The sequence below is a fragment of the Microcoleus sp. N9_B4 genome (assembly GCF_036701635.1).
Classification (GTDB): Bacteria; Cyanobacteriota; Cyanobacteriia; order Cyanobacteriales; family Microcoleaceae; genus Microcoleus.
Genome location: NZ_JAUBRC010000015.1, coordinates 13,381 through 36,290 on the forward strand (window position 1 = coordinate 13,381; position 22,910 = coordinate 36,290).

19 protein-coding genes are annotated in these 22,910 nt (G+C 45.2%); 7 read left to right on the forward strand and 12 right to left on the reverse strand.

Going from position 1 to position 22,910, the window contains the following annotated elements:
- Nucleotides 1-87: 87 nt before the first annotated feature.
- Both QUA43_RS12210 and QUA43_RS12215 read left to right on the forward strand, forming a co-directional pair.
- Nucleotides 88-978: a methylenetetrahydrofolate reductase gene (locus QUA43_RS12210; RefSeq protein ID WP_333370730.1), complete on the forward strand. Its 891-nt coding sequence runs from the start codon at nucleotides 88-90 to the stop codon at nucleotides 976-978.
- 170 nt (nucleotides 979-1,148) lie between these two features.
- The gene (locus tag QUA43_RS12215) at nucleotides 1,149-2,795 is read left to right on the forward strand and encodes a mucoidy inhibitor MuiA family protein (protein ID WP_333374152.1); all 1,647 of its coding nucleotides are present in this window, start codon (nucleotides 1,149-1,151) and stop codon (nucleotides 2,793-2,795) included.
- Nucleotides 2,796-3,101: 306 nt separating this feature from the next.
- Here the strand turns inward: QUA43_RS12215 and QUA43_RS12220 are convergent, their stop codons facing one another.
- The 9 genes from QUA43_RS12220 to ebsA all read right to left on the reverse strand — a co-directional run bounded on the left by QUA43_RS12220 (nucleotide 3,102) and on the right by ebsA (nucleotide 12,390).
- Nucleotides 3,102-4,472, reverse strand: a complete 1,371-nt coding sequence (locus QUA43_RS12220) for a diguanylate cyclase domain-containing protein (protein ID WP_333374154.1) — start codon at nucleotides 4,470-4,472, stop codon at nucleotides 3,102-3,104.
- Nucleotides 4,462-6,927, reverse strand: coding sequence for an ATP-binding protein (locus tag QUA43_RS12225; RefSeq protein WP_333374156.1), 2,466 nt, complete (start codon nucleotides 6,925-6,927; stop codon nucleotides 4,462-4,464). Before QUA43_RS12225 ends, QUA43_RS12220 begins: the two co-directional genes overlap by 11 nt.
- Before the next feature lie 39 nt (nucleotides 6,928-6,966).
- Nucleotides 6,967-7,140 (reverse strand): hypothetical protein, encoded by a 174-nt coding sequence (locus QUA43_RS12230; protein WP_333374158.1) that lies wholly within the window; start codon nucleotides 7,138-7,140, stop codon nucleotides 6,967-6,969.
- 491 nt (nucleotides 7,141-7,631) lie between these two features.
- Entirely contained in the window at nucleotides 7,632-7,754 is a 123-nt protein-coding gene (locus QUA43_RS12235; RefSeq protein WP_333374160.1) for a hypothetical protein, read from the reverse strand.
- Between the two features lie 4 nt (nucleotides 7,755-7,758).
- Nucleotides 7,759-8,250 (reverse strand): YajQ family cyclic di-GMP-binding protein, encoded by a 492-nt coding sequence (locus QUA43_RS12240; RefSeq protein WP_242725284.1) that lies wholly within the window; start codon nucleotides 8,248-8,250, stop codon nucleotides 7,759-7,761.
- Nucleotides 8,251-8,388: 138 nt separating this feature from the next.
- Nucleotides 8,389-8,805: an MAPEG family protein gene (locus tag QUA43_RS12245; protein WP_333247893.1), complete on the reverse strand. Its 417-nt coding sequence runs from the start codon at nucleotides 8,803-8,805 to the stop codon at nucleotides 8,389-8,391.
- Between the two features lie 15 nt (nucleotides 8,806-8,820).
- Nucleotides 8,821-9,324: a hypothetical protein gene (locus tag QUA43_RS12250; protein WP_039887610.1), complete on the reverse strand. Its 504-nt coding sequence runs from the start codon at nucleotides 9,322-9,324 to the stop codon at nucleotides 8,821-8,823.
- Between the two features lie 304 nt (nucleotides 9,325-9,628).
- A complete protein-coding gene (locus QUA43_RS12255) occupies nucleotides 9,629-10,726 on the reverse strand; it encodes a phosphotransacetylase family protein (RefSeq protein WP_333374162.1) in 1,098 nt (365 codons plus the stop codon).
- A 1,289-nt stretch (nucleotides 10,727-12,015) separates the two neighbouring features.
- Nucleotides 12,016-12,390, reverse strand: coding sequence for a type IV pilus biogenesis protein EbsA (gene ebsA, locus QUA43_RS12260; RefSeq protein WP_006634686.1), 375 nt, complete (start codon nucleotides 12,388-12,390; stop codon nucleotides 12,016-12,018).
- Nucleotides 12,391-12,636: 246 nt separating this feature from the next.
- Between ebsA and QUA43_RS12265 the strand changes: the two genes are divergently transcribed.
- The 4 genes from QUA43_RS12265 (at nucleotide 12,637) to QUA43_RS12280 (ending at nucleotide 18,293) form a co-directional block, all read left to right on the forward strand.
- Nucleotides 12,637-14,154, forward strand: a complete 1,518-nt coding sequence (locus QUA43_RS12265; protein WP_333374163.1) for a glycosyltransferase family 2 protein — start codon at nucleotides 12,637-12,639, stop codon at nucleotides 14,152-14,154.
- Nucleotides 14,155-14,491: 337 nt separating this feature from the next.
- Entirely contained in the window at nucleotides 14,492-15,721 is a 1,230-nt protein-coding gene (locus tag QUA43_RS12270; protein ID WP_333374165.1) for a succinate--CoA ligase subunit beta, read from the forward strand.
- 331 nt (nucleotides 15,722-16,052) lie between these two features.
- Entirely contained in the window at nucleotides 16,053-17,324 is a 1,272-nt protein-coding gene (gene iscB / locus QUA43_RS12275; RefSeq protein WP_333374166.1) for an RNA-guided endonuclease IscB, read from the forward strand.
- Between the two features lie 72 nt (nucleotides 17,325-17,396).
- On the forward strand, nucleotides 17,397-18,293 hold the full coding sequence (locus QUA43_RS12280) for a CoA-binding protein (protein ID WP_333374168.1): 897 nt from the start codon (nucleotides 17,397-17,399) through the stop codon (nucleotides 18,291-18,293).
- Between the two features lie 236 nt (nucleotides 18,294-18,529).
- Here the strand turns inward: QUA43_RS12280 and QUA43_RS12285 are convergent, their stop codons facing one another.
- A complete protein-coding gene (locus QUA43_RS12285; RefSeq protein WP_333374170.1) occupies nucleotides 18,530-19,228 on the reverse strand; it encodes an alpha/beta hydrolase in 699 nt (232 codons plus the stop codon).
- A gap of 445 nt (nucleotides 19,229-19,673) precedes the next feature.
- Nucleotides 19,674-19,796 (reverse strand): hypothetical protein, encoded by a 123-nt coding sequence (locus QUA43_RS12290; RefSeq protein WP_333374171.1) that lies wholly within the window; start codon nucleotides 19,794-19,796, stop codon nucleotides 19,674-19,676.
- On the opposite strand from QUA43_RS12290, the gene hpsL reads away from it, so the two are divergent.
- On the forward strand, nucleotides 19,783-21,447 hold the full coding sequence (gene hpsL / locus QUA43_RS12295) for a hormogonium polysaccharide biosynthesis protein HpsL (RefSeq protein WP_333374172.1): 1,665 nt from the start codon (nucleotides 19,783-19,785) through the stop codon (nucleotides 21,445-21,447). The two genes, QUA43_RS12290 and hpsL, sit on opposite strands and share 14 nt — an antisense overlap.
- Before the next feature lie 141 nt (nucleotides 21,448-21,588).
- Here hpsL and QUA43_RS12300 read toward each other — a convergent pair whose 3' ends face one another.
- Entirely contained in the window at nucleotides 21,589-22,857 is a 1,269-nt protein-coding gene (locus tag QUA43_RS12300) for a hypothetical protein (protein WP_333374174.1), read from the reverse strand.
- Nucleotides 22,858-22,910 lie beyond the last annotated feature (53 nt).

Below are 22,910 nucleotides of genomic sequence, written 5' to 3' on the forward strand. Positions count from 1 at the left end.
CTGTCAACTGTCAACTGTCAACTAACAACTGTCAACTGTCAACTGTCAACTGTCAAATAACAAATAACCAATAACAGACAAATAATCATGAACCGTTTTCGCACAGCCTGCACCACCCCCGGAGAATTTATAATTACCGCCGAAGTTGCCCCGCCAAAAGGTGGCGACATGACTCACACAATTCAAATGGCTGAACGCCTCAAAAACCGAGTGCACGCCATTAATATCACCGACGGGAGTCGCGCAGTGATGCGAATGTGCCCCCTAGCAGTTTCGGCGATTTTAGTGCAGCACGGAATTGAGCCAATTTGTCAAGTTGCTTGTCGCGATCGCAATCAAATTGGTCTGCAAGCGGATCTCATGGGAGCCCACGCTTTAGGGATTCGCAATGTATTAGCACTGACAGGCGATCCCGTCAAAGCGGGCGACCATCCTAAAGCAAAAAGTGTATTCGACTTTGAATCAGTACGACTGTTGCAAGTCATTCAAAAAATGAATGGTGGCAAAGACTGGAATGACAAACCTTTAACAGACGGATTTACCGATTTATTTGTCGGTGCGGCCGTCGATCCGCAATGCCCCAGTTGGTCGGGTTTGCAAAGTCGATTTGAGAAAAAAGTAGAGGCGGGAGCACAGTTTTTTCAGAGTCAATTAATTACAGATTTTGAAGTTTTGGATAAGTTTATGCACCACGTTGCTGCGGGCTGCAACAAGCCAGTTTTAGCAGGAATATTTTTGTTTAAATCAGCTAAAAATGCTGAATTTATTAAAAAATACGTGCCGGGAGTTCACATCCCACAAGAGACGATCGATCGTTTAGCAAAAGCCCCAGAACCCTTGCAGGAAGGCATAAAAATTGCTGCCGAACAAGTCAAGCTAGCGCGGCAGATTTGTCAAGGAGTTCACATGATGGCCGTCAAACGAGAAGATTTAATTCCTCAAATTTTGGATTTGGCAGGAATCGAACCACTGAGCTAAAATTGAACCGTAGGGGCGGGTTTGACCAACCATCAATGTATAAAACTAATGAGCTCGTAAACCCGCCCTCCCCCCGCTGTAGATAATCCAATAACTTCTGAGTTTGATTAATAAACTACTTTGAAAAATGCTCGATCGACTAAACGGTTATTAAATAGGAGCAACTGGCAATGACTGACTCAGAAATACTTAATTCTGATACCATTAAAACACTAAATACTAGCATATCCGAAGTTACAGTTTACACCGATCGCGCTTTGGTGACGCGCCGCGGTACGGTATCTCTGACGGGAAACGAGCGAGAATTGGCGATCGCCTCTGTACCCGCAACCCTCGACACAGAGTCAGTCAGGGCCACGGGTGCGGGTACAGTTGCAGTGCGATTGCTGGGAGTGCGAACCGAAACAGTGTTTAGCAGCGAACCAGTGGGCGATCGCACTGCCGAATTAACCCAACAAATTCAGGAGTTACAAACCCAAAGACGGGGAATTAACGACAAAATAACCGCCCGAAAAATTCAGCTCAAATTTGTGGAAGGTTTGAGCGAAAAAAGCGTCGGTTTCTTTTCCAGCAGCATCGCCAAACAGCAGGTAGGTTTAAACGAAACTGGTGAATTACTCAACTTTTTAGGAACTAATTACCTAAAATATGTAAGTGCGATCGCCCAACATGAAAAACAGCAGCGCGAATTAGACAAGCAAATAGAAGCTTTGCTGCTGCAGTTGCGCCAAGTACAAACTCCCCATTCTCAGGAAAGTTTTAACATCATTGTTGCCATAGAACCCAGTGGCACCGGCAATTTTGAACTAGAAGTTTCCTATGTAGTCATGGGAGCCCGTTGGACTCCCCTTTACGACTTGCGAGTCAACACTACCAACAACCAAATTAATCTCAATTACCTAGCCGAAGTCAATCAAAATACAGGTGAAGATTGGACGGGAGTAGCGCTGACTTTATCTACAGCAAAACCCGGAATGGGAACTTTGCCCCCAAAACTAGAACCCTGGTTTATCGATACTTTACACTCTACAGTCAAATACCGAAATACCGAGTCAATAGCGCGATCTAGTCAAACTTTATCAGATTCTTATGGAGATGCGGTATTTGAAGGGATGTCCAGTGGCTCTGCAGGCACTACAATCGACACAGCACCCCAACCCACAGAAGCTGAAACAGCCACAGCCAAAGTATCCAGAGAAGGCGGCACCGTCACATTTCAAGTAGGGGGAAATACCAAGATTCCTAGCGACGGTACACCGCACAAAGTGATGGTTTTCAGAGAAAATTATCCGTTTAAACCGGAATATATAGCCGTCCCGCGATTAGTCAGTTTTGCCTATTTGCAAGCAGTTGTTGTGAATCCGCTGACAGGCGCAACTCTGCTTCCCGGTAAAGCAAATATCTTTCGCGACAACACTTTTGTCGGTACTGTGCAGTTAGAAAATGTTTCCCCTGGGCAAGAATATAAACTGAATTTAGGAATAGATGAAGGCTTAAAAATAGAGCGGGAATTAGTGGAAAGACAAGTAGATAAAAAACTGATCGGCCAGCAGCGGCGCATGAGTTACGCTTATCGCTTAAATGTGACAAACTTGCATCAGGTGCAGCTACACCTGACACTAAAAGAGCAATTGCCAGTCAGCCGCAATGAACAAATTAAAGTGCGATCGACTCTCACTAATCCGAAGATAGTAGCAGGTGAAATGGGACTGCTAGAATGGATAATGTCTCTGCCGCCGCAAGCAAAGCAAGAGTTGTATTACCAGTTTGTTGTCGAACATCCTCCCGAGTTAACAATCACGGGTTTAGATATTTAATTAGGATTTACACTCTTAATCTGTAACGCTAGCTACAGCTTATACTAATTATGAAAAATATTGATACATATCAATTAGAGACGAGTATCTGTAGGGAAACGGCACTGCCTTGTCCGGCGGGGGGTTGTGCAAATCAAAGATAATTTGTATAAAATTGGTAATTGTAGCAAGACTATTTCCAATTGGTATTACTTATCAAAAATTTGACGATCTGACTATCAACAAAAAAGCAGGATGAATTATAACTGGCGAAAAGTCTTGTCTAACGGTATAATTCCCCCTTCCTCAAAAAAACGCCCCGATTTTTCAACAACTTGTACTCCAGCGATCGCGCCCCTGTTGTTTAGCATCGTACAAAGCTTTGTCTGCATAGGCTACCAGTGTATCTGGTTGAACTTCCAAGGTGGGTATGAGTGAGGCAATACCCAAACTGACTGTGACGATCTCCTTCACGTCAGACTGTGCATGGGGAATAGCCAGATTGTGAATTTCTTGCTGAATGTTTTGTGCCACCTTAATCCCTTCTTTTAAATCCGTATTCGCCAGAAGTACCACAAATTCTTCTCCACCGTAACGCGCTGCTAAATCGGTGGGACGACGGACTACTTTTTGTAATGTTTGCCCTATTCTAATTAAGCAATCATCCCCAGCCAGATGACCGTAGTAGTCGTTGTAGGATTTGAATTTATCAAGGTCAAATAAAATTAGAGAAAGTGGCTGCTTTTCTGGCGCTAGGCGTTGCCATTCACTTTGAAGGCGATTGTTGAAACAGCGACGGTTAGCCACCTGAGTCAAACCATCTAGATTTGCCAGTTCGTTTAATTTTTGATTGGCATCTTGGAGAGCCAATTCTATTTGTTTGCGGGCGGTAATATCACGGATAGTAACGGAAAAACCATCTCCTAGCTTGACTGCTGCGAAGTGCAACCAGCAAGATTTTTCTGATTCATAGTAAAAATCCTGTTCTAAAGATTCCCCCGTCTCGACAATATTAACGAAGCAATTAAATAGTTTTGGATCAATATTAGTCAACAACTTTTTTAGTACCAATTTGCCAATTATCTCTTCACGACTGCTTTTAAAAGCTCTAGCAATCACGGGGTTGACGACTAAACACCGAAAATCCTCAATCTCCCCTGTTTCGGTGTTACGAACAGCCTGCATTGCCGCAATACCATCAAGGGAACTATTCAAAACACTAGCCAGTAAAGCCCTCGATTGATAAAGTACCTCTTCTGCTTCCCGGCGCTTAATGTTTTCTTGTTCCAGAAGCTGTTGCTGGCGTTGAATGGTTAACTGATTTTCCAGACGCGCCACTACTTCTTCGATTTGAAATGGTTTGGTGATGTAGTCTATAGCCCCTGAATCAAAGGCGGTTACTTTGTCGAAGACATCATCTAAAGCACTAATGAAAATCACTGGAATGTGGCGGAAATCTGCATCCGCTTTGAGAGTTCTACAGACTTGATAACCATCCATTTCAGGCATCTTAACATCTAAAAGTATCACATCTGGTCGCTTTACCTTCACGGTTTTTAGTGCCATCCGCCCACTGGTGACGCTGCGAACAGTGTAGCCGAGTTTGAGGAGCGCATCGCTTAGTAATTGTAGATTTTCTAGAAGATCGTCTACAATTAGAATATTACCTTTATTTTCGATTTGAGAATTAAGATTCATTGCCACTCCGAGGTTCTACTAAATCAAGAATCTGCTCAAACTTAAATTGACTGGCAAGTTTGGTAAGGGATGTTATCAAATGAGTTTCTGTTTTGGGAATTTCTCCTACGACTTGTAACACGAGGTTAGTATTTGCCTCAAGTGCAGCTTCGTATAATTGAGTAATCCATTCTTGAGTCATACAGGTTAAATCTTCCGATGTCAAGGGACGTGTTTCTGTATCATCCAAGACAGGAGATATTGTTTCTGCATAGATATATTTGACTCCCAAATGCTTAGCTAGTGAGTCAAAAATGGTGTGTTCAACGAAGGGTTTGCGAACAAAGTCATCACATCCAGCCGAAAGCACGATCGCCCTTTCTTCTTCCAAAACACTCGCTGTTAACGCGATTATAGCCGTAGCGTTGCCTTTGGTGGTAGATTTGATGTATTTTGTCGCTTCGTAGCCATCCATCACTGGCATCCTCATGTCCATCCAGATTAGGTGCGGTTCCCATTCATCCCAAATTGCGATCGCCTCTTGTCCGTTACTAGCTTCTTTCACCTCAAATCCCAAGGGACTGAGCAACTTAATTAGTAATTGTCGATTAATATATTTATCATCGACTGTGAGAATTTTGTAGCTAAGTTGACCGGGCACCAGTCCCAGCACTCTTGGATATTCTCCTGTACTCTTGCTGTTTATTTCTTGACCCAATTTGGTCTGAATATACAATTGGAAACTTGTACCTTTTCCTAATTCGCTTTCTACAGAAATATCCCCACCCATCAATTGCACAAATTTCCGGCTAATTGCTAAACCTAAACCCGTTCCTTCCTGCATATCTTTTCCAGCTTGAGCTTGACTAAAGGCATCAAATAGTTTTGGCAGTTCTGCTGCTGCAATACCCACCCCAGTATCGCGAATACGGAAATGCAAATTAAAAACATCTGTGGTTTCTTGTTCTCCCAGAAAGACATTCAAAGTGATTTGACCCTCGGAAGTAAATTTGATGGCATTGCTGAGTAAATTAATTAAAACCTGACGCAGTTTTACTTGATCGGTACAGATATAGCGCGGAACATTTTCTGTTCGCTGGAATACCAAATTCAATCCGGCATTATTAGCCCGCAGATGCAACATATCTTCTAAATCATTCAGCAAGATATGTAGGTCAAAGTCTGTAAGATTAAGGGTGGTTTTACCTGCTTCGATTTTTGATAAATCGAGTACATTATTAATTAGCGTTAATAGATAATCACCACTGCGATAGATAATTCCCGCATTCTCGTATTGTTCAGGGGGCATATTTGTGGCGCGTACCATCAATTGCGAAAAGCCGAGAATAGCATTGAGGGGCGATCGCAATTCGTGGCTCATATTGGCAATAAATGTACTTTTGGCTTGATTTGCGGTTTCTGCTTTCACTGCCAACTCTCGGGAAATATTCTCACTTTCCTGCAAAGCCATAGTACGCTGAATCACTCTTTCTTCTAATTCCGCATTAGCTTGTTGTAATTTCAAAGCCGCTTGACGATTTTCCGAAACAATCGCAGATGTCACCATCGTCGTAATGGAAAGTACCCCCACAAATAAAAGTAGTAACAAAAGGGAATTACTGGCCAGTGCCGCCTTATAAAAAATACCACTTTTATAAGCCGTAGTGATAAAAGCCAAACTACAAATGGCGGTGACTAAAATAGTAGTAACTTTCTGACTAAAACGAAAAACAGACCATAACAGAGGGGGTAAAAGTAAATATTCTACAGGTTGACTCTCAAATAAGGCAAATTTAATGACTATTCCCAAAAGAATAGCAATAATCATAAATTCTCCACTAAGCCAAGACTGCGGGGCATAAAACTTCTGTTTTTTTAAACAACAAATTAACAAGAAAGGTGTAAAAAGTAAGATACCTATACTATCACCAATCCACCAACCCGTGAAAGTTTTTAGAAAGTCAGACTGGGGGACAAGTTTCTGATAAGTGAATGAACAAGCCCCGATCAAAGCGTTGGGTAAACTAACTCCCAAAAAACTAACGGCGATAAAAATTACTACATGATTGACTTCATTAAAAGGAAATTTTGTGCGAGTTGACCGTCGAATCACAAATACTGCCAATAAATTCCAAATCGTTACACTAATACTATTGAGGAGGAAAATAGTATTCCATCTACTTTGGGACATCGACCAGGCCATGATTAAGGTCGCAATAAATTGACCCATAAAGATACCTAACCAACGAGAATAACCCCACTCCAATAAAGTGGCGAACATCCATCCTGTTCCGGGCCAAACGGGTGAAATATATGGTGGGATAATCGTAAGACTGGAAAATTCATGATTCGGGAGAAACCAACAAATCAAAGGATAAACAATGGAAATAATCAGAACTTGAAGCCACCAGTGGGGATTTTTTATTTCTAAGCCGAGACCATTTAAGAGGTTAAAAAAATATTTTTTTGCGAGCATTTTTTAGGTATCAACTTGCTTTACAAAAACTGTCAACTATCAATCATGAACCATTAAAGGTTCAATTAAATCTAGAATTTGCTCAAATTGAAATTGACGTGCTAATTTAGTCAGGCTTTTGATTAAAAATAGTTCAGTTTCAGGAATTTCCTGAATTACTTTGATCACTTTTTCTGTGTTTGCTTCTAACACAGCTTCAGATAAGCTGATCATCCATTCATGGGGCCTTAAGTAGGTCGGCGCTGTAAAACGCAACTATGTAAACGATTGTCAAGTATCAAAATGCCAAGAAAGCAGCACTAGGAGACCCTGTTTACATACAGTTACATAGTTCAGTTTAATTCCGCCGACCTACTTAATAAATCCTCAACATCTAAAAAACTGGTTTACTAAATGCTGCTACTGTCATCTATAAACTTGCAATTTGCTGTATATCCCAATTGATTGCCAATTCCCCAAAAGCCCGCAGAAGCATTCAGCACCTGAACCTGCTTTTTGATGCCCAACAAACGCGCTGCCAACAATCATGTAATAGTTTGTATCCGATCCGTGGTATTATTCCCATTGAGCACCGAATCTCCTGTCATCAAAATTCTGATAGTAGCTTCAGGCTTGGCTGAATCGATTTGTTCAGACCGTTGAAAAAACAGATTGTACTGAAGTCTATTGCCAAAGCGATATACAAGTTGATTTGGTGCAAATATCTAGTCAGCATTAGCATCAGCTTGCAACAAAGCAAGATTTCCGAATTCCAGCAAGTGCAACGCAATTTCTATCGCACTCAAAGAGGCGATCGCACAACTGGAAATCCCATACTTAGCTTTCAAAAATTTACCTGTAATTTGTAAACTGCAAAGCCATCGGATAATCTTCTTGCTTCAACCGTTGAATTACCAACTGCAAATCATCCTTATCCTTAGCCGAAACGCGCACTGCATCACCTTGAATCGAGCCTTGAATCTTTTTAAACTCATCTCGAATTAATTTAGTGATTTTCTTGGCAATTTCCTGGTCAATCCCTTTTTTCAGTTTGATTTCTTGGCGTACTCTAGTACCACTAGCAGCTTCAATTTTCCCATAATCAAAAATTTTCAGAGACAAATTGCGCTTGGCGGCTTTAGTTTGCAAAACAGTGTGAATCGCGTCGAGAGTAAATTCACTGTCGGTATTGACAGTAATTGCTTCAGCGCCCAATTCTACAGTAGTTTTGGTATCTTTCAAGTCGTAACGGCTTTGAATTTCTCGCGTTGTTTGGTCAACAGCATTGACTAATTCTTGCCGGTCGAAATCGCTGACAATATCAAAGGAATAACTAGCAGCCATAAAATTATAATTGGTAATGGGGCATTGGGCATTGGGCATTGGGCATTGGGCATTGGCAAAACAGGGCATTGGGCATTAACAACTAACCAATAACCAATAACCAATAACCAATAACCAATAACCAATGACTACTGAAAATTAGCCGTTAACAGCCATCAAACTGAAATAGAATAAAGAAACAGTGCAAGAAGAACTAATCGCAAACATGAGCGATCGCCCCAGCGGCACATTCAGAATATAGAAAACCGAAAACAACAACCGGGCGATCGTAAAAGCGATCGCAGCCCAACCCGCCAGTTCCGAATCTACCCCCGTCACAAAAGCCATCAAAGCTGCCGCTGAAAACAGCATAAACGTCTCAAACGAATTTTGGTGAGCCCAAGTTGCCCGCTGAGCGTAAGCAGGCAACCTCTCAAACATAGCGCGGGGGGCTGCTTGATCGTAGCCTAGCTGCAAGCGGGCGAACGCAACCACCAAAAACGGTGCGTAAACCAGCGCAGCAGCAGCAGCAATACAATCAAGCAGAATAACCGACACAGGCAATCCCAACAGCATCATCCGCCTCGCAGTTCAATCAAAATAGAACAGAGTAACCACCTTGCGCTGTTCCTCCGCATCCTGGCAAGTTTTCAACAAAGTGTGGCTTTCGTGAAAAGCAAAACAGATCAGTTGCTGACAGCGAGAAATAATCTCCTGATTGCACATGGCGCTTGCTTCCGGGAGAGACAAGCTATCATTTTTGGGATTTTCTACCAAATGTATCACTTGTTCGAGTTGGTCGCGAGACTCCCGGGGCTGGCGACTCATACTTTGTGGCAAAATCACCGTCAGCAGATTAGGATCTGCTCGCATCGCCCCCCGAATTGCGGCTGAATTGGTGCCTGTAGCGCCAGAAGTGATGAGCTGATTGCCTCCCAGAACTATGGCGTAGCTCAGCATCTCAATTAGCTGCTGGTGGGTAATAGGAACGTGGCGAGAACCCAAAAGAGCAATCCGCTTGGAGCTGGTTTGCTGGATCGCCGCAAGTTCTTGTAAAAAATCATCTACTCTGGGTAGCTCAATTGATTGACTCAAAGAATTTATTAAATTAAATAAAACTACGTTGTGGATTTTAGCAGACTCACTAGCCATTGCCGCCAAAAAGAAGTTAAGAATTGCTGATTGACGGGCTCAGACTAGAGGATCTGGAGATTTGAGGAAGCCAGAAGGCAGAATGTCTCAAGACATTCGGCAGCCGGAGCTCAAGGTAGAATTCAAGAAAAATTGAGAATTTAAGAATTTTAGCTTTTTATTTATTTAAACAAAAAGTTCTCTCTGCCGAATACCTTCTTCCCTCAGCTCCGGCTCTCTTCTTAGGCTCTCTTCTTAGGCTCTCTTCTTAATGGAGTCGATCGCTCAGGCCCAAGGATGCCATCATGCCATCAAGGTCAAAATGTTCTGCCATTAGTTGAGTAACGCATTCCACCTTGATCGGTTCGTGCAGGCGCACGCTGCCAAAGGTGCTGTCGATAATTTCTACCGTGGTTAAGGTATCCAAATCAACAGACAAAACCGGAATTTCCATTTCTTCTGCCCTGCCAATCACCAGGGGAGAAGGAGGCAAGTGGCCTGTCAAAATTAAGCACTGAGTCGAGCTCTCCAGAGCCGCTAGCTGAATGTCCGTGCGATCGCCCCCCGTCACCACCGCCATATTTCTCGCTTTGCGGAAATACTTCAGAGCCGAGCTAACATTCATCGCGCCAATTGTCAAGGTTTCCACCATCAAGTCCAAACGGTCTCGACGGCACAGCACATCAGCTTTTAATTGGTGCACCAATTCTTTGACGCTGACACTTCGCAGCAAAGCACTTCTCGGCAGCATTCCCAAAACTGGAATACCCGCAGCCTCCAGAAAAGGCCGCACAGTCGCCGTTACCGATTCGAGTTTGTCCGAGGGAACGTCATTGAGTACCACGCCCAGCAACCGCGAACCCAAACGCTGTTTAGCCGACAGCAAATCGTCTACATACAGATCGATCGGGCGAGCTACCAACAGCACAGAGGCATCAACTGCCTCAGCGATTTGAGCCAAAGACAAGTCAAACAGACTGCCTTCCTCCAAATTAGCTGGGCCTTCTAACAGCGCCAAGTCTCCGCTGGGAGCTTGCAAATATTGCGCTAAAGACTGGCGGTAATCTGTCTTGTCTTCTCCCCGCAAACGCTTGTGAACCGTCTCTTCATCCAAATACAGCAGTGTTGACGGCATCTGACTTTCTGAGAGATTCAGCGTCTCTACCGCGAACCGCACGTCTTCGTCCTCGATCCCAGCTCCTGGCGAGCTGAAACAGGTTCCCAGAGGTTTGCCGTAGGCGACGGCCAGTCCTTTTCCCCGGAGTCCGAGTGCCATCCCCAGAGCGATGGCAGACTTGCCGCTGTAAGCTTTTGTGGAACCGATCAGCAAATATTTAGTCAATTTGGGTACGCCTTCAATCCTCAATTTGCACCTGTCTATTTCAATAAATTTAGTTTTTCAACAGTATTTGTGAACTGCGACTCAATTTAGCAATACTATATTATACTCGATTTTGTCGCTTTTGCGCCGATCGATTTTTTGATTTAAACTTTTATTCATCTCTTGGCAACCCTTTTATTGGCATTTCTTTTCACATTTTTTGTGAAAATTGGGGTTTGATTATATTTTTGATCCGCAGTTTTTGACAATTATTCATACAGCGTGAGTACCTTAACAACCGTTTTTTGGAGTGACAATTTTCCTAAAAATTTATTGCTTAATTTAGACCTTGCTACCGAGTAGTTGACAATAAAAATAACACAGTATAAATATTAATTGGGAAATTTTATCCCTGCACAAGGCTTTTCAGGAGAATTAACTGCATCTTTCTATTGATAAAATACAGCTATTCCGTAGGGAGAAAGCACGGTCTGTATCCTAATCAGTTTTGCATACCCTTAAAAAGGGATATGTATTATTAGTTATTAATTATTAGTGCGATCGCCCCCGTTCAAGCTGAGCGGTGGCACTGCGAGCAATAAGCTGCTTAGAATCGGGATTCTAGCTTCTAAACACATAAATTGTCTGGCGGCGTGGGCCGGAATTTCCGCAGCCTTTGGGCTGATTGCGATACTAGCCCGATCGCAGTTCAAGGGCTGTAGATTGATTTTCCTTGGGCGGATATACAGCGCTTTCCTCTCAGCTACCGAGTCGCAAAATTTGAACGAAATCGGACGGCGCGATTCGCCTCACGGCGATAGCTTAGCTCGCGCGTACTCGCACAGTACCAATATCCGAAATAGGTCTTTGGGCTTGTTCCACAACAAAGTACAGTAGTTTTCAATTGGATGAAATACAAGTAGGGACTCAGACAAAGCCTGAGTCCCTACGCGAAATCTGTATCACGCTCAACTGAAAACTTCAGTAGATTTACTTTAGGAATGGGGATAAGTGCTGACCCCCAAAGGGATTATTGAGAATGATCCAACAACTCACTTACTATTTCCGCTTCTCAAATAGGACTAGCGCACCAATCATGTAATGTTGCCGTCGTGGCTTTACACTATTGGTGCGTCAGTTATACCACCCGTCAATCGATTTTAGATTTTAGATTTTAGATTTTAGATTGAAGAAAGCAAGCCCACTGATAAATCCGGGGGCGGGCGATCGGGAGCGAGGAGCTTTTTTTTCGATCCACGAATCAATCCGGGGGCCCCGGATTAAATTGCTGGATTGTCAATTGTGGACTTTCGGGAGTGCGGCTGCGGTGAAAGTTATTCATCCATTCGCATCAGCTTGCGGTAAAACGTTTTAGAAAAATCGACGGTACGAGTTCGCTGAAAAGTCAGGAGAACCTCAATTAAGCAACTAACAAACTCAGAGCTTTGCATAGTCACTTCGTAGCTGAGTTCAGCATTGCCGTCAAACAACACCCGACAGCGGGTTAAGTCGATCGGCAGCGACGAGATATTCCAACTAGCGACAAACGGCACGCTCTCCCCGCCGTCAATTTTTCTTGCCCCCTCCAAGCTTTTGAGCTTGTAGAGGCCAATAGCGTGCGGTAAAAACTTGCGCCTGGGCTCTTGACAGAAAGGCGCGTAGACTTTCACTTCTTTGTCATCGGCTGGCTTGAGTTGAGGAATAGACATATTTCCACCTCAGACAATTATTACTAACAGATAGTTTAGATCCCCTGAAAAAACTAGCAGATATTCCTGGTCGATCGCAAGCAAAAGTCAAGCTAAATACTCTATGCAGTACCCGTTTACCAGGGCCGTACAAGCACCGAACCCGCTGGTTGTCCTCCCGTCCGCTTTCGACAAAAGCCCAGAAACTGATACAGTAGATGCTTATATCTAAAATCAAAAACTATTGGTGGTTGAATCAAGTAACCTATGCAGGAGAGTTCTTGGCCAGAAAACGACGCTCGCAGCGAGCTTAACTTGGACATCTCTGATTTAGCTCAAGAAGAGCTCAAGAGTTTGACCTCGAACTCGAAGCTCAGCAAAGTATTTGCTATATCAGACATTGGCGACAGGGTGTTTGACGCGGAAACAAAAGCAGAGCTCCCGGTTGCGGTGTCTGTGCCGGGAACTCCCTCCTTTCCTCAAAATCTGTACCGGGGACGCCGCGGAAAAGCCGCTGCAGTGCTGACTGCGATTTGGGCCGGCACGATCGCCCTGCACTTGATTTCTTGGGGTGCGTGGGTAGTGTGGGGGTTGACGGGACTGCTGTGGATGCAAGCATTTCGAGTTTTGTTTGCTTCCCCCAAGCCCGCACTGCCACCTCTTGCCGATGAAAGTCGAGAGGATTGGCCTTATGTGTCGCTGCTGGTGGCGGCGAAAAATGAGGAAGCGGTGATTGCCCGATTCGTAGAATCCATCTGCAATATAGATTATCCGATCGACCGCTACGAAGTTTGGGCGATCGACGATCACAGCAGCGACGCCACGCCGCTAGTATTGGAACAGCTAACCAAAAAGTACCCCCAGCTCAAAATATTTCGCAGAGGAGCAAATGCCAGCGGCGGCAAGTCGGGAGCACTGAATCAAGTGTTACCGCTGACTCGCGGGGAATTTGTGGGAATATTTGACGCCGACGCGACGGTAACGCCAGACTTGCTGCGCCGGGTGCTGCCAGTGTTCGATCGAGAAAAGGTAGGGGCTGTGCAAGTCAGAAAAGCCATCGCCAATGCTTCGGTAAATTTTTGGACTCGCGGCCAAGAAGCAGAAATGGCTCTCGACAGTTTTTTCCAACAGCAGCGGATTGCGATCGGCGGCATTGGAGAATTGCGCGGTAACGGCCAATTCATGCGTCGCACCGCCTTGGAAAGCTGCGGAGGCTGGAACGAGGAGACGATTACCGACGACCTGGATTTGACGGTGAGGCTGCACCTAGACCGATGGGACATTGAATTTCTCGCTTTCCCAGCCGTGTCCGAAGAAGGAGTCACTAGCGCTCGCGCTCTGTGGCATCAGCGCAATCGCTGGGCAGAAGGTGGCTATCAGCGTTATCTTGACTACTGGCGGCTAATTTTGCGGAACCGCATGGGAACTGGGAAAACTTGGGATTTATTTGGATTTTGGGTATCTCAATATTTCTTACCCACAGTAGCCCTACCCGACTTTGTGATGTCAATTGCGCTGCGCCGGATGCCGATCGCCAGTCCCATAACTTTTATGACCCTTACATTGTCGGTGGTGGGAATGTTTGTCGGTTTGCGCCGCACTCGCAAAGAGACCAAATTTGACGTTAAAAGAGTTTTTGTCACCTTGCTGCAAACGCTGCGGGGTACTGTGTATATGTTCCACTGGCTGCTGGTAGGGACTGTGACGGCTCGGATTGCGGTACGGCCCAAGCGGCTCAAATGGGTCAAAACCGTCCATCAAGGCGCTGTTAATAGCATCAAGTAAACAATTCGCAGAAATATCTCGGCACAGTATCGCCGAACGTCCGAAGATTTTCTGAGACAAAAAAACACCAACGCTCGCCAAATATCTCCCCGCCAGAGCCGACAGTAAAATTTGGCAATTCCGAGAAAAAAACACTTTGAAACAGCTTAGGTAATAGGTAATCGGCGAGCGGTGATAGCGAATAAGTAATGGGCAATACAAAAGTCGAAAATTAAAAGATAAAAGCGAGAAGTTTTAACTTTTAACTTGACAAAAAACCAATTACTATCTATTAATTATGAATTGCCAATTAGGACGAATTGCTTGTTGCCAACTACCCGTCACCCGTAATTGATAAATGGATTTGTTAGAGTACCAAGCTAAATCTTTATTTCGCCAGATGGCAATTCCGATTTTGCCGTCGCAGCGCATTGACAATCCCGCTGACCTGAAAGGACTGAAAATTCCTTACCCCGTTGTACTCAAATCGCAAGTGCGGGCTGGGGGACGGGGCAGGGCGGGCGGTATCAAGTTTGTGGAAAATACGATCGATGCAGTAGCAGCCGCTCAAACAATTTTTAATTTGCCGATCGAGGAGGAATATCCCCAAGTCCTGCTGGCAGAAGCAAAATACAACGCCGACCAAGAATTGTACTTAGCGGTACTCCTAGACCCCGTAGCGCGCCGGCCGGTGCTTCTGGGTTCGAGACAAGGAGGTATGGATGTCGAAGGGTCGATCGATCAAATGCAGCAAGTTGCCGTAGATCAAGAATTTTCCCCATTCTACGCGAGGCGTCTCACGCTGAAAATGGGATTGCAGGGAGACTTGATTCAATCGGTGAGCACCATTGTCGAAAAAATGTACCGGCTGTTTGTCGAAAAAGATTTAGATTTAGTAGAAATCAATCCTCTCGGCATCAGTCCGACGGGAGAGGTAATGGCTTTAGACGGTAAAGTCACCGCCAACGACGATGCCTTGGGGCGGCACCCAGATTTGGCCGCACTATCGGGAAAGAGGCTAAGCAGCGGGTTGGCACGGGAAAGAAGAAGTCCCCATGCTGGGGGCGATCGCTCCCATTCCCAGTCTAAGGTTCAGCAGTCGCCAGAGTTTGACCCCCAATCTAAATCCCCAATCTCCAATTCCGAATCCCTGCAATTAATCGAACTAGACGGGAATATCGCGATTTTGTGCAACGGAGTGGGCCTGACAATGGCAACTCTAGATGCTGTAACCCACCAAGGAGGAAAACCAGCTAATTTTGTGAATATTGGTTCCCTAGACCGCTACTATGCAGCAAATGCCCTGCGCGATCGCGTGGAGTTGGGTCTGGAGTTAGTCGCTCAGGATAAAAGCGTTAAGGTGATACTTGTAAATATTTTGGGCAGCGCCTCCAAGACCGAGGAAATAATCGCTGCAGTGGCCGGCTATTTGGAACGGAAAGCTCGCGCTAACCGCCACATCCAGGTTGTGCTGAGGCTGGTAGAGCTCGATGCTGATGCTGTTAAAAAGCGTTTGGGACAGTTGCCTGTGCAGCTAGCTAGCACTTTGGATGAGGCCGCGGCCGCTTCTGTATCCTCCGCCAAGTAGGGGCAGTCGATCGGCAAAAAACGAGATTTCTCTGCAGATGAAGGCCTTCTGCTTTTTACAGATCGAGTGTCAAGTGGGAAAAAGTCAATCACCCGGCGCTGCTCGGAGTACCGAGACAGCGCGGGCACAGAAATTGCCTAGTTGACCAGTCTAAGTGGTTCGCCCACTACGTTTAAGGTAAGTGTTGAAGTACCTACCGGAGGATGCGTGCTAGTCTTCCGCTCTAGAACTTAAAAGTTAAACAGGTGTAAGGGTTAAGCCAGTGCTTTTAAGATAGTTACCGACCTTAAACATTGACGAAGCAAACATTACCCCGTAAGGGAGGACTTAAATGTCTAATTTGGTTTTTGTACTTGATACCAAAAAACGACCGCTCAATCCAATCCGCCCAGGATTGGCACGTAAATTGCTAACTATTGGCAAAGCTGCTGTCTTCAAAAGGTATCCATTTACGCTAATTTTGAAAGTAGAGGTAACAGTACCGCAAAAACCAATCACTCTCAAAATAGATCCTGGCTCTCGAACTACTGGAATTGCGTTAATACAAGGAGAAAACGTAATCTTTGGTGCAGAGCTAACACACCGAGGACAAGCTATTAAAGCCAGCCTTGAATCTCGCCGTTCATTGCGTAGAGTCAGGAGAAATCGCCATACCCGCTATCGTCGGGCTAGATTCTCAAACAGGACTCGCCCTAAAGGTTGGCTAGCCCCAAGTTTGCAGCACCGCGTCGAAACAACACTGACATGGGTGACTAGATTGATGAAACTCGCCCCCATTGCTTCTATTGCTCAAGAGCTTGTCCGATTTGACTTACAGCAATTAGAAAACCCAGAAATTTCTGGAATCGAGTACCAACAAGGCGTTTTGCATGGCTATGAGATCCGCGAGTATTTGTTGAACAAATGGGAGAGAAAATGCGCTTACTGTGGTGAAATAAATACACCATTACAAGTCGAGCACATTCATCCCAAAGCCAAAGGCGGAGCTAATCGCATTTCTAATCTTTGCCTTGCTTGCGATGCTTGCAACAAAAAGAAAGGTACTCAAGATGTTGAGCAATTCTTGTCTAAAAAGCCAGAGATTTTGAAGCGGATTCTATCTCAAGCAAAACGTCCGTTAAAAGACGCAGCAGCCGTCAATTCGACTCGTTGGACATTATTTAATCGACTCCGTACAACTGGCTTGCCTGTTTCTACAGGTAGTGGTGGCTTAACGAAGTTCAACCGCATTCAATTAAATTTACCTAAAACTCATTGGCTAGATGCAGCTTGTGTCGGAAAGGTTGAGTCATTGAAGATTTTAACAAGCAAGCCACTATCGATCAAAGCAACTGGTCACGGGACACGTCAAATGTGCCGCACTGGCAAATTCGGCTTTCCATCTCGCTATGTTCCCCGGTTTAAGTTTGTTAAAGGTTTTCAAACGGGAGATATTGTCAAAGCGATTGTAACCTCTGGCAAGAAAATTGGTACATACGTTGGACGTGTTGCCGTAAGAACCAGTGGCTCATTCAATATTTCCGCCTCAGAATTAGTGTCAGGGATTAGCCACAAGTATTGTTCAGTTATTCACAGAAAAGATGGTTATTCGTATGCAGCATAAACCTTGCCCCCCTTTTCCTCTCGCCACTGACCTGGGTACAGGTACAGTGGGAGTCTCCAAGGGGGCAGAAAGATGAATTTAACTCCTGAAAGCAAAGTCCTAGTACAGGGCATTACAGAATCTCCCGCGTCCACCCGCGTCGCCCTGATGATGAAAGCATACGGCACGAATGTAGTCGCCGGTGTTAGTCCCGGTCGGGGGGGGCAGGAAGTGGAGGGAATTCCGATTTTTGATTTGGTAGAACAAGCAGTGTCGGCAGTGGGTCACGTTGACACTGCGGTAATTTTGGTAGACGCTTACTCGGTGCTGGATGCGGCTCTAGAAGCGATCGCCGGAGGAATTCGGCAAATCGCGATCGTGACTGGGGGAGTGCCTCCTCTGGATATGGTGCACTTAGTCAGAAAAGCAGAGGCCACCGAAACTTTGGTAATCGGGCCCAACAGTCCGGGGATTATTGTGCCCGACAAACTGCTGCTGGGAACTCACCCCAAGGAATTTTACACTCCCGGCCCGGTGGGAGTGATCAGCCGCAGCAGCACTTTGACTTACGAAGTTGCCCTAGAACTGACGGAGGCTGGGTTGGGACAGTCGATGGCGGTTTGTATTGGCTGCGACGCGATTGTCGGTTCTTCTTTTATGCAGTGGCTGCAAATTTTGGACGAAGACGACAGTACGGAAGCGATGGTTTTGGTAGGCGAAGTTGGTGGATGGAGTGAACAAGCTGCGGCTTCTTACATCGCCTCGGCGATCGACAAACCCGTGGTTGCTTATCTAGCCGGCCGCTACGCTCCCAAGGGGCCGTCTTTGGGCCACGCCGGCATCCTGATCAGTTCTCGGGCGGCTGCCCAGAAAGCCTTTGGAGTTTCGGCCCCAAACAAAATGGCTGCCTTTGAAGAGGCGGACATACCTGTGGCGGCTCGACCTTCAGAAATTCCTAAGTTGCTCAAAAAATTGCTCAAGAAAAATTGATTGCTTTGGGAGTTTTCACAAAAGTCCTAACCCTCTTGGGGGTTGGGATAGGGGCCGGGCGGGGGCGGGTTTGGTCTCATATCATTTCCGGTTACACCGGAATGATGGTTGACTGTTGACTGTTGACTGTTGACTGGATTTTATGATTCCGATGCTAACGGATTTGATATCAAAAGTGTCTGCAGAATGCCACAACAGCCGTTTCAACCCGCCTTTAGGACACATTTAGGATTTTTTTACCAAAGCCCTCTGACCGGCGTCACAGGCTGCGGTGCGGGTGCTGGCAATGGCGCGGCGCGGCGCGGCGCTGGAGGCGGAGTTGTTGGCTGCACGCTGCGGCGAGGTTCGATCTGCCTTTCGGTGGGATTTGTTTCAGTTGTGCGAGTTGTCGATCGCGTCACATCTTGAAGCAGGCTTTGCAGAGTTCCGGCTATACTCTGAACTTTCCCAACAGCGGTGCGAAGGCTGGCAACATCTACGTAAACCTCATTGAGAGGATACTTTTTCAGGATTTCTAGCAGCGATACCTTACCGTCATCCCCGGATGCCAGGATCACCGCTGCCCGCAAAGCTTTCCCGCTTTCTGTGCGGCGCTGAGTCCGAATTGCTTGACCGATGTCGTCAGTGATTTTTTCTCCTGGGGTACTGTAAACTACCCTCGCCAGATTAGCAGGCTTTAAACCAATTTCTAAACCCATGAACCCCCGCAATACTTGGGCGTCCATTTTGGAAAACCGGATAATTTGTTGGAGGGTTGGGGTCGTCGTGCCGTCTTTAGCAAAGTCTTCTAAGTCGGTGATATTGATGGTTTGTCTGATCGGGCCAAATGTGAGGACAACTTTTTCGGCCCCTAATGCTCTACTGCTAGATAATATGCTCCCGCTTGCTCCTAAAAGTAGGGCAATGCCGAGCGATACAAATTTTGTTAATTTCATATTCACCGCTAGAATAATTTTTTTTTTTCGAGACTTCTACATTTTTGTACATTATAGATGCAGCAGTTATATTCTACAAGGTCGCCCGTGTAATTTGTGCGCGCGTCACACCGACAATCTCGACCGAGACTTTTTCTCGATCTTGACTTTAAAAATAAGTTACCACATCTGCCGAAATCTTTTCGCTTCTATTCCTTCTGCCTTCTACCTTCTAAATCTCCACCCTTCTATATCCGAGTGTCTTCCGCCTTTTACATAAGTGCCTTATAAAAATTATAGGAACTGCCCTGACGGGAGGAAGTTCTTAATTGCACAAACATAAGGGATCGATTGCTTCTTCTTTCTCTCTTAGGCAACTAAATCCCTCTTCCTTCTTCCTGACATCTGTTACATCCGTTACATCCGTTACATCCGTTACAAAATCCGTTGCCGAACTTCCTTCTTCCTAACATCCGTTACATCCGTTACAGAATCCGTTGCCGAACTTCCCTCTTCCCTCTTCCCTCTTCCTTCTTCCTTCTTCCTTCTTCCTTCTTCCTTCTTCCTTCTTGTATATGTTGAAAATCAAGCGCAAATCAAAGAAATCCAAACACAAGCACAGCGAAAAAACAACAGCGCTAAGCAAAAAAGAAGTAGCTGCACAAAAACGCAAAATTTCAGAAAAGCGCAATGAAGTGGTGCAGGCGATCGCCATAAGCTGCTTAGTCACCGTTGCTCTCAGCATTCCCCTGTTCTTCGTAGCCGGCCCTAAGATTGCTATTGCAGGAGGCGCAGCCGCAGCCATCTTGCTGCTTTCCTACAAATACCCCCGTCAAGCTTTGTGGACTTTTCTAATTTACCTGCCTTTCAGTGGTACAATTACTTACGCAATTGGTGGCGGGAATCCTGCATTTCAAGTAGCAAAAGATGCTTTCTACATACCAGCTATCATCGCCCTAATTCAAAGCTGCAAAAAGAAACAGTTGCCCCTGTTCATTCCCAAACAAATGCTTTCTACCTTCAGCATCCTGTTGATGATGGCAATGCTGACTTTAATTTTTGTCAACGGGGAGATGCAGCTCAACCCTATGAAAGGCGACAAACCAATTCTGCAAGGAATTCTCGGCTTAAAAGTATTGATAGGTTACATACCGCTGATTGCTTGTACCTATTATCTGCTCCGCACTAAGAAGGATTTGGTATTTTTTAGTCGAATGCACATCGTTTTGGCGATCGTTTGCTGCCTTCTCGGTTTGATTCAGTACCTGTTGCTGCAAAGTGGAAAGTGTGCGGGAACCAGAGGAATGACCGGAGCAGAATTATATAAAGCAACGCTGGAAGCTAGATGTTTTGTCGGCGGTTCCTTGGTGTTCAGTCCAGAAGTCAAGTTTGTCCGCTTGCCGGGAACTTTTGTCGCGCCTTGGCAGTGGGCATGGTTTTTAATTTCTAATGCTTTTTTAACCTTTGCCTCTGCCTTTTGCGACCCTTCATTCTGGTGGCGAGTTATCGGTTTATTTGGCATGGCATTAGTATTTGCCAATGCAGTTATTTCAGGTCAAAGAACTGCTTTAGTTATGGTTCCCCTTGCTACAGCAATCCTGCTAATTCTCACCGGTCAATTAGTTAATTTAAAACGATTTATTCCCATCGGTGCCGGACTGGCGATTCTGCTGTTTGTCGGTGCAGCTATTAACCCGGGAATTATCGAGCAGCGGTGGGAAAGTTTTGTTAGTCGCTGGAATGCTGCACCGCCCCAGCAGTTTCTCTTTAATCAGTTCGAGCAGAGCAACAATTTTATCATTGACAAACCTCTTGGTAGAGGTGTGGGACGAGCCACTAATTCAACGCGAATATTTGGTGCCACGCAGCTAATTGAAACTTTCCAACCTAAGTTGATCTACGAACTCGGTTATCCGGGAATGATTAGTTTTCAGATCATGCTTTTACACTTAGCTTTTCTAACTTTTAGAGCTTACCGATCAGTCAAGGACAAAAGTTTGCGGAGTTACGGAGCTAGTTTTTGGGTGTTTGTGGCATTTATTACGATCAATACTCAATACTATCCGCTGGATGTAGATCCAGTGTCCGTGTATTATTGGGTTTTAGCTGGGGCGATTTTAAAGTTGCCCAAAATTGATAAACAGGTGCAGGATGAAAAACACCAGGAAGTTGAATCAAATGAATTGCAATTTCACCAGCCATTAAAGGAGAAAAAAATTATTGCATCTTCCCCAATTTGAGAAGAGTTTTGAGTGTTGAGTTTGGTGGATTCTTTCTTGTTCACTAACTCGCTTTCGCTCCAATGCGATGCAAAGATAGCCCGCCCTGCTGGGTTTATCTGTGCTAAAATCCACCCCTACAGCATATTGTGGCTCTTAACTTTACTGCGGTTGCCAAACCGGATTGCTAGCATTCAAATCCTGGTCGTTTGTCAATTTAGTCAATGCCGAACCGTCCCGATTAACTACATACAAGTTGCTTTTCTCTCCTTGGATTTCGTTAAATATAAAAGCAATTTTCTGGCTGTCAGTAGACCAAGCTAATTCTGAAATTTCCGACGGTTTTAGCCTGGTAGCTAGTTGATTTAGCTGGTTTCCGTCAGCATTGATTGTGTAGAGTTTTTGATTATTGAACTCTCCAGCGACGAAAGCAATAAATTTGCCATCCGGCGACCACGAAATTTCGTCGTAGTTTCTGGGTTTTTGGGTGAGATTCTTGGCTGTGTCCCGGTTAATATCTAACAGGTAGATATCTTGCTGTTCGCCTGCTGAATCGCCGGGTTTATTGTAATAGTAAGCAATCCGGCTGCTGTCGGGCGACCAAAATAGTTTGACGTTGTAAACCTCATGTTGCGGGTTGTTGGTCAAATTTTTGAGGTTGGTTCCATCGGCATTAATTGTGTAAATTTGCTGTTTCGGATAAGCGCCGAACAGGAAAGCAATTTTCGTGCGATCGGGCGACCAAAAAAGTTGACTGCCGCCAGATATATATTCGCCGGGACTTTTAGTTAATTGGGTCATTCCCGAACCGTCGGCCTTCATTTTGTAGATATTTTTATCCTTGACCAATGCTACCTGCTGACCGTCCGGCGAAAGGTAAAATTCTGATGAAATTTCTGTTCTAGGCGGATATCCTCCTACTTCCAAATTCCTAACTAATTTAGTTCCTTGGATGCCAGAAGTGTCGCTTGTATAAAGTGATTGACTGCCGGGAGTATCAGAGGTAAACCCGTCGCAAGAACGGGCAAAAATCAATTTCTGGCTGTTGGAAAACCAAGCTATTGCAAAATTAGCTGCTTTGCAACCATCCCCAGCAAACTGTTTAGTTAGTTGAGAACCGTCAGCATTGACTGTATAGATGTCAGTGTATCCGCTAACAAAAGCCAGTCGCTGGCCGTTGGGCGACCACACTAGGGTAGGGCTAACATCTATATTAGGTGCAAGTTCGCGGCGAGCGGAACTGGTAGCATTGACCGCAAATAAATTGGATCTGGTCTCGCTGCCGCGCATCTGGAGGGCGGTAAACGCTAGTATCCTTGGTTTTTGGGCTGCGGTTGGGGGAGGGCTGTGAAGGCTCAAAAACAAGCTGATTAAGAGTGTTAGCGAGATGAGACCGATCGAACTAAGTCGCAATAATTTATTCAAAAGCATTTTGTCAATATCATCTCCTTACTTTTAAATTTTCACAGTCTTCAGTCCTCATA

Bases quoted from the DNA above. Each gene is read 5' to 3' on its own strand.
- QUA43_RS12210 (WP_333370730.1), top strand. From the start codon at position 88: ATGAACCGTTTTCGCACAGCCTGCACCACCCCCGGAGAATTTATAATT.
- QUA43_RS12215 (WP_333374152.1), top strand. From the start codon at position 1,149: ATGACTGACTCAGAAATACTTAATTCTGATACCATTAAAACACTAAAT.
- QUA43_RS12220 (WP_333374154.1), bottom strand. From the start codon at position 4,472: ATGAATCTTAATTCTCAAATCGAAAATAAAGGTAATATTCTAATTGTA.
- QUA43_RS12225 (WP_333374156.1), bottom strand. From the start codon at position 6,927: ATGCTCGCAAAAAAATATTTTTTTAACCTCTTAAATGGTCTCGGCTTA.
- QUA43_RS12230 (WP_333374158.1), bottom strand. From the start codon at position 7,140: ATGATCAGCTTATCTGAAGCTGTGTTAGAAGCAAACACAGAAAAAGTG.
- QUA43_RS12240 (WP_242725284.1), bottom strand. From the start codon at position 8,250: ATGGCTGCTAGTTATTCCTTTGATATTGTCAGCGATTTCGACCGGCAA.
- QUA43_RS12245 (WP_333247893.1), bottom strand. From the start codon at position 8,805: ATGCTGTTGGGATTGCCTGTGTCGGTTATTCTGCTTGATTGTATTGCT.
- ebsA (WP_006634686.1), bottom strand. From the start codon at position 12,390: ATGTCTATTCCTCAACTCAAGCCAGCCGATGACAAAGAAGTGAAAGTC.
- QUA43_RS12265 (WP_333374163.1), top strand. From the start codon at position 12,637: ATGCAGGAGAGTTCTTGGCCAGAAAACGACGCTCGCAGCGAGCTTAAC.
- QUA43_RS12270 (WP_333374165.1), top strand. From the start codon at position 14,492: ATGGATTTGTTAGAGTACCAAGCTAAATCTTTATTTCGCCAGATGGCA.
- iscB (WP_333374166.1), top strand. From the start codon at position 16,053: ATGTCTAATTTGGTTTTTGTACTTGATACCAAAAAACGACCGCTCAAT.
- QUA43_RS12280 (WP_333374168.1), top strand. From the start codon at position 17,397: ATGAATTTAACTCCTGAAAGCAAAGTCCTAGTACAGGGCATTACAGAA.
- QUA43_RS12285 (WP_333374170.1), bottom strand. From the start codon at position 19,228: ATGAAATTAACAAAATTTGTATCGCTCGGCATTGCCCTACTTTTAGGA.
- hpsL (WP_333374172.1), top strand. From the start codon at position 19,783: ATGTTGAAAATCAAGCGCAAATCAAAGAAATCCAAACACAAGCACAGC.
- QUA43_RS12300 (WP_333374174.1), bottom strand. From the start codon at position 22,857: ATGCTTTTGAATAAATTATTGCGACTTAGTTCGATCGGTCTCATCTCG.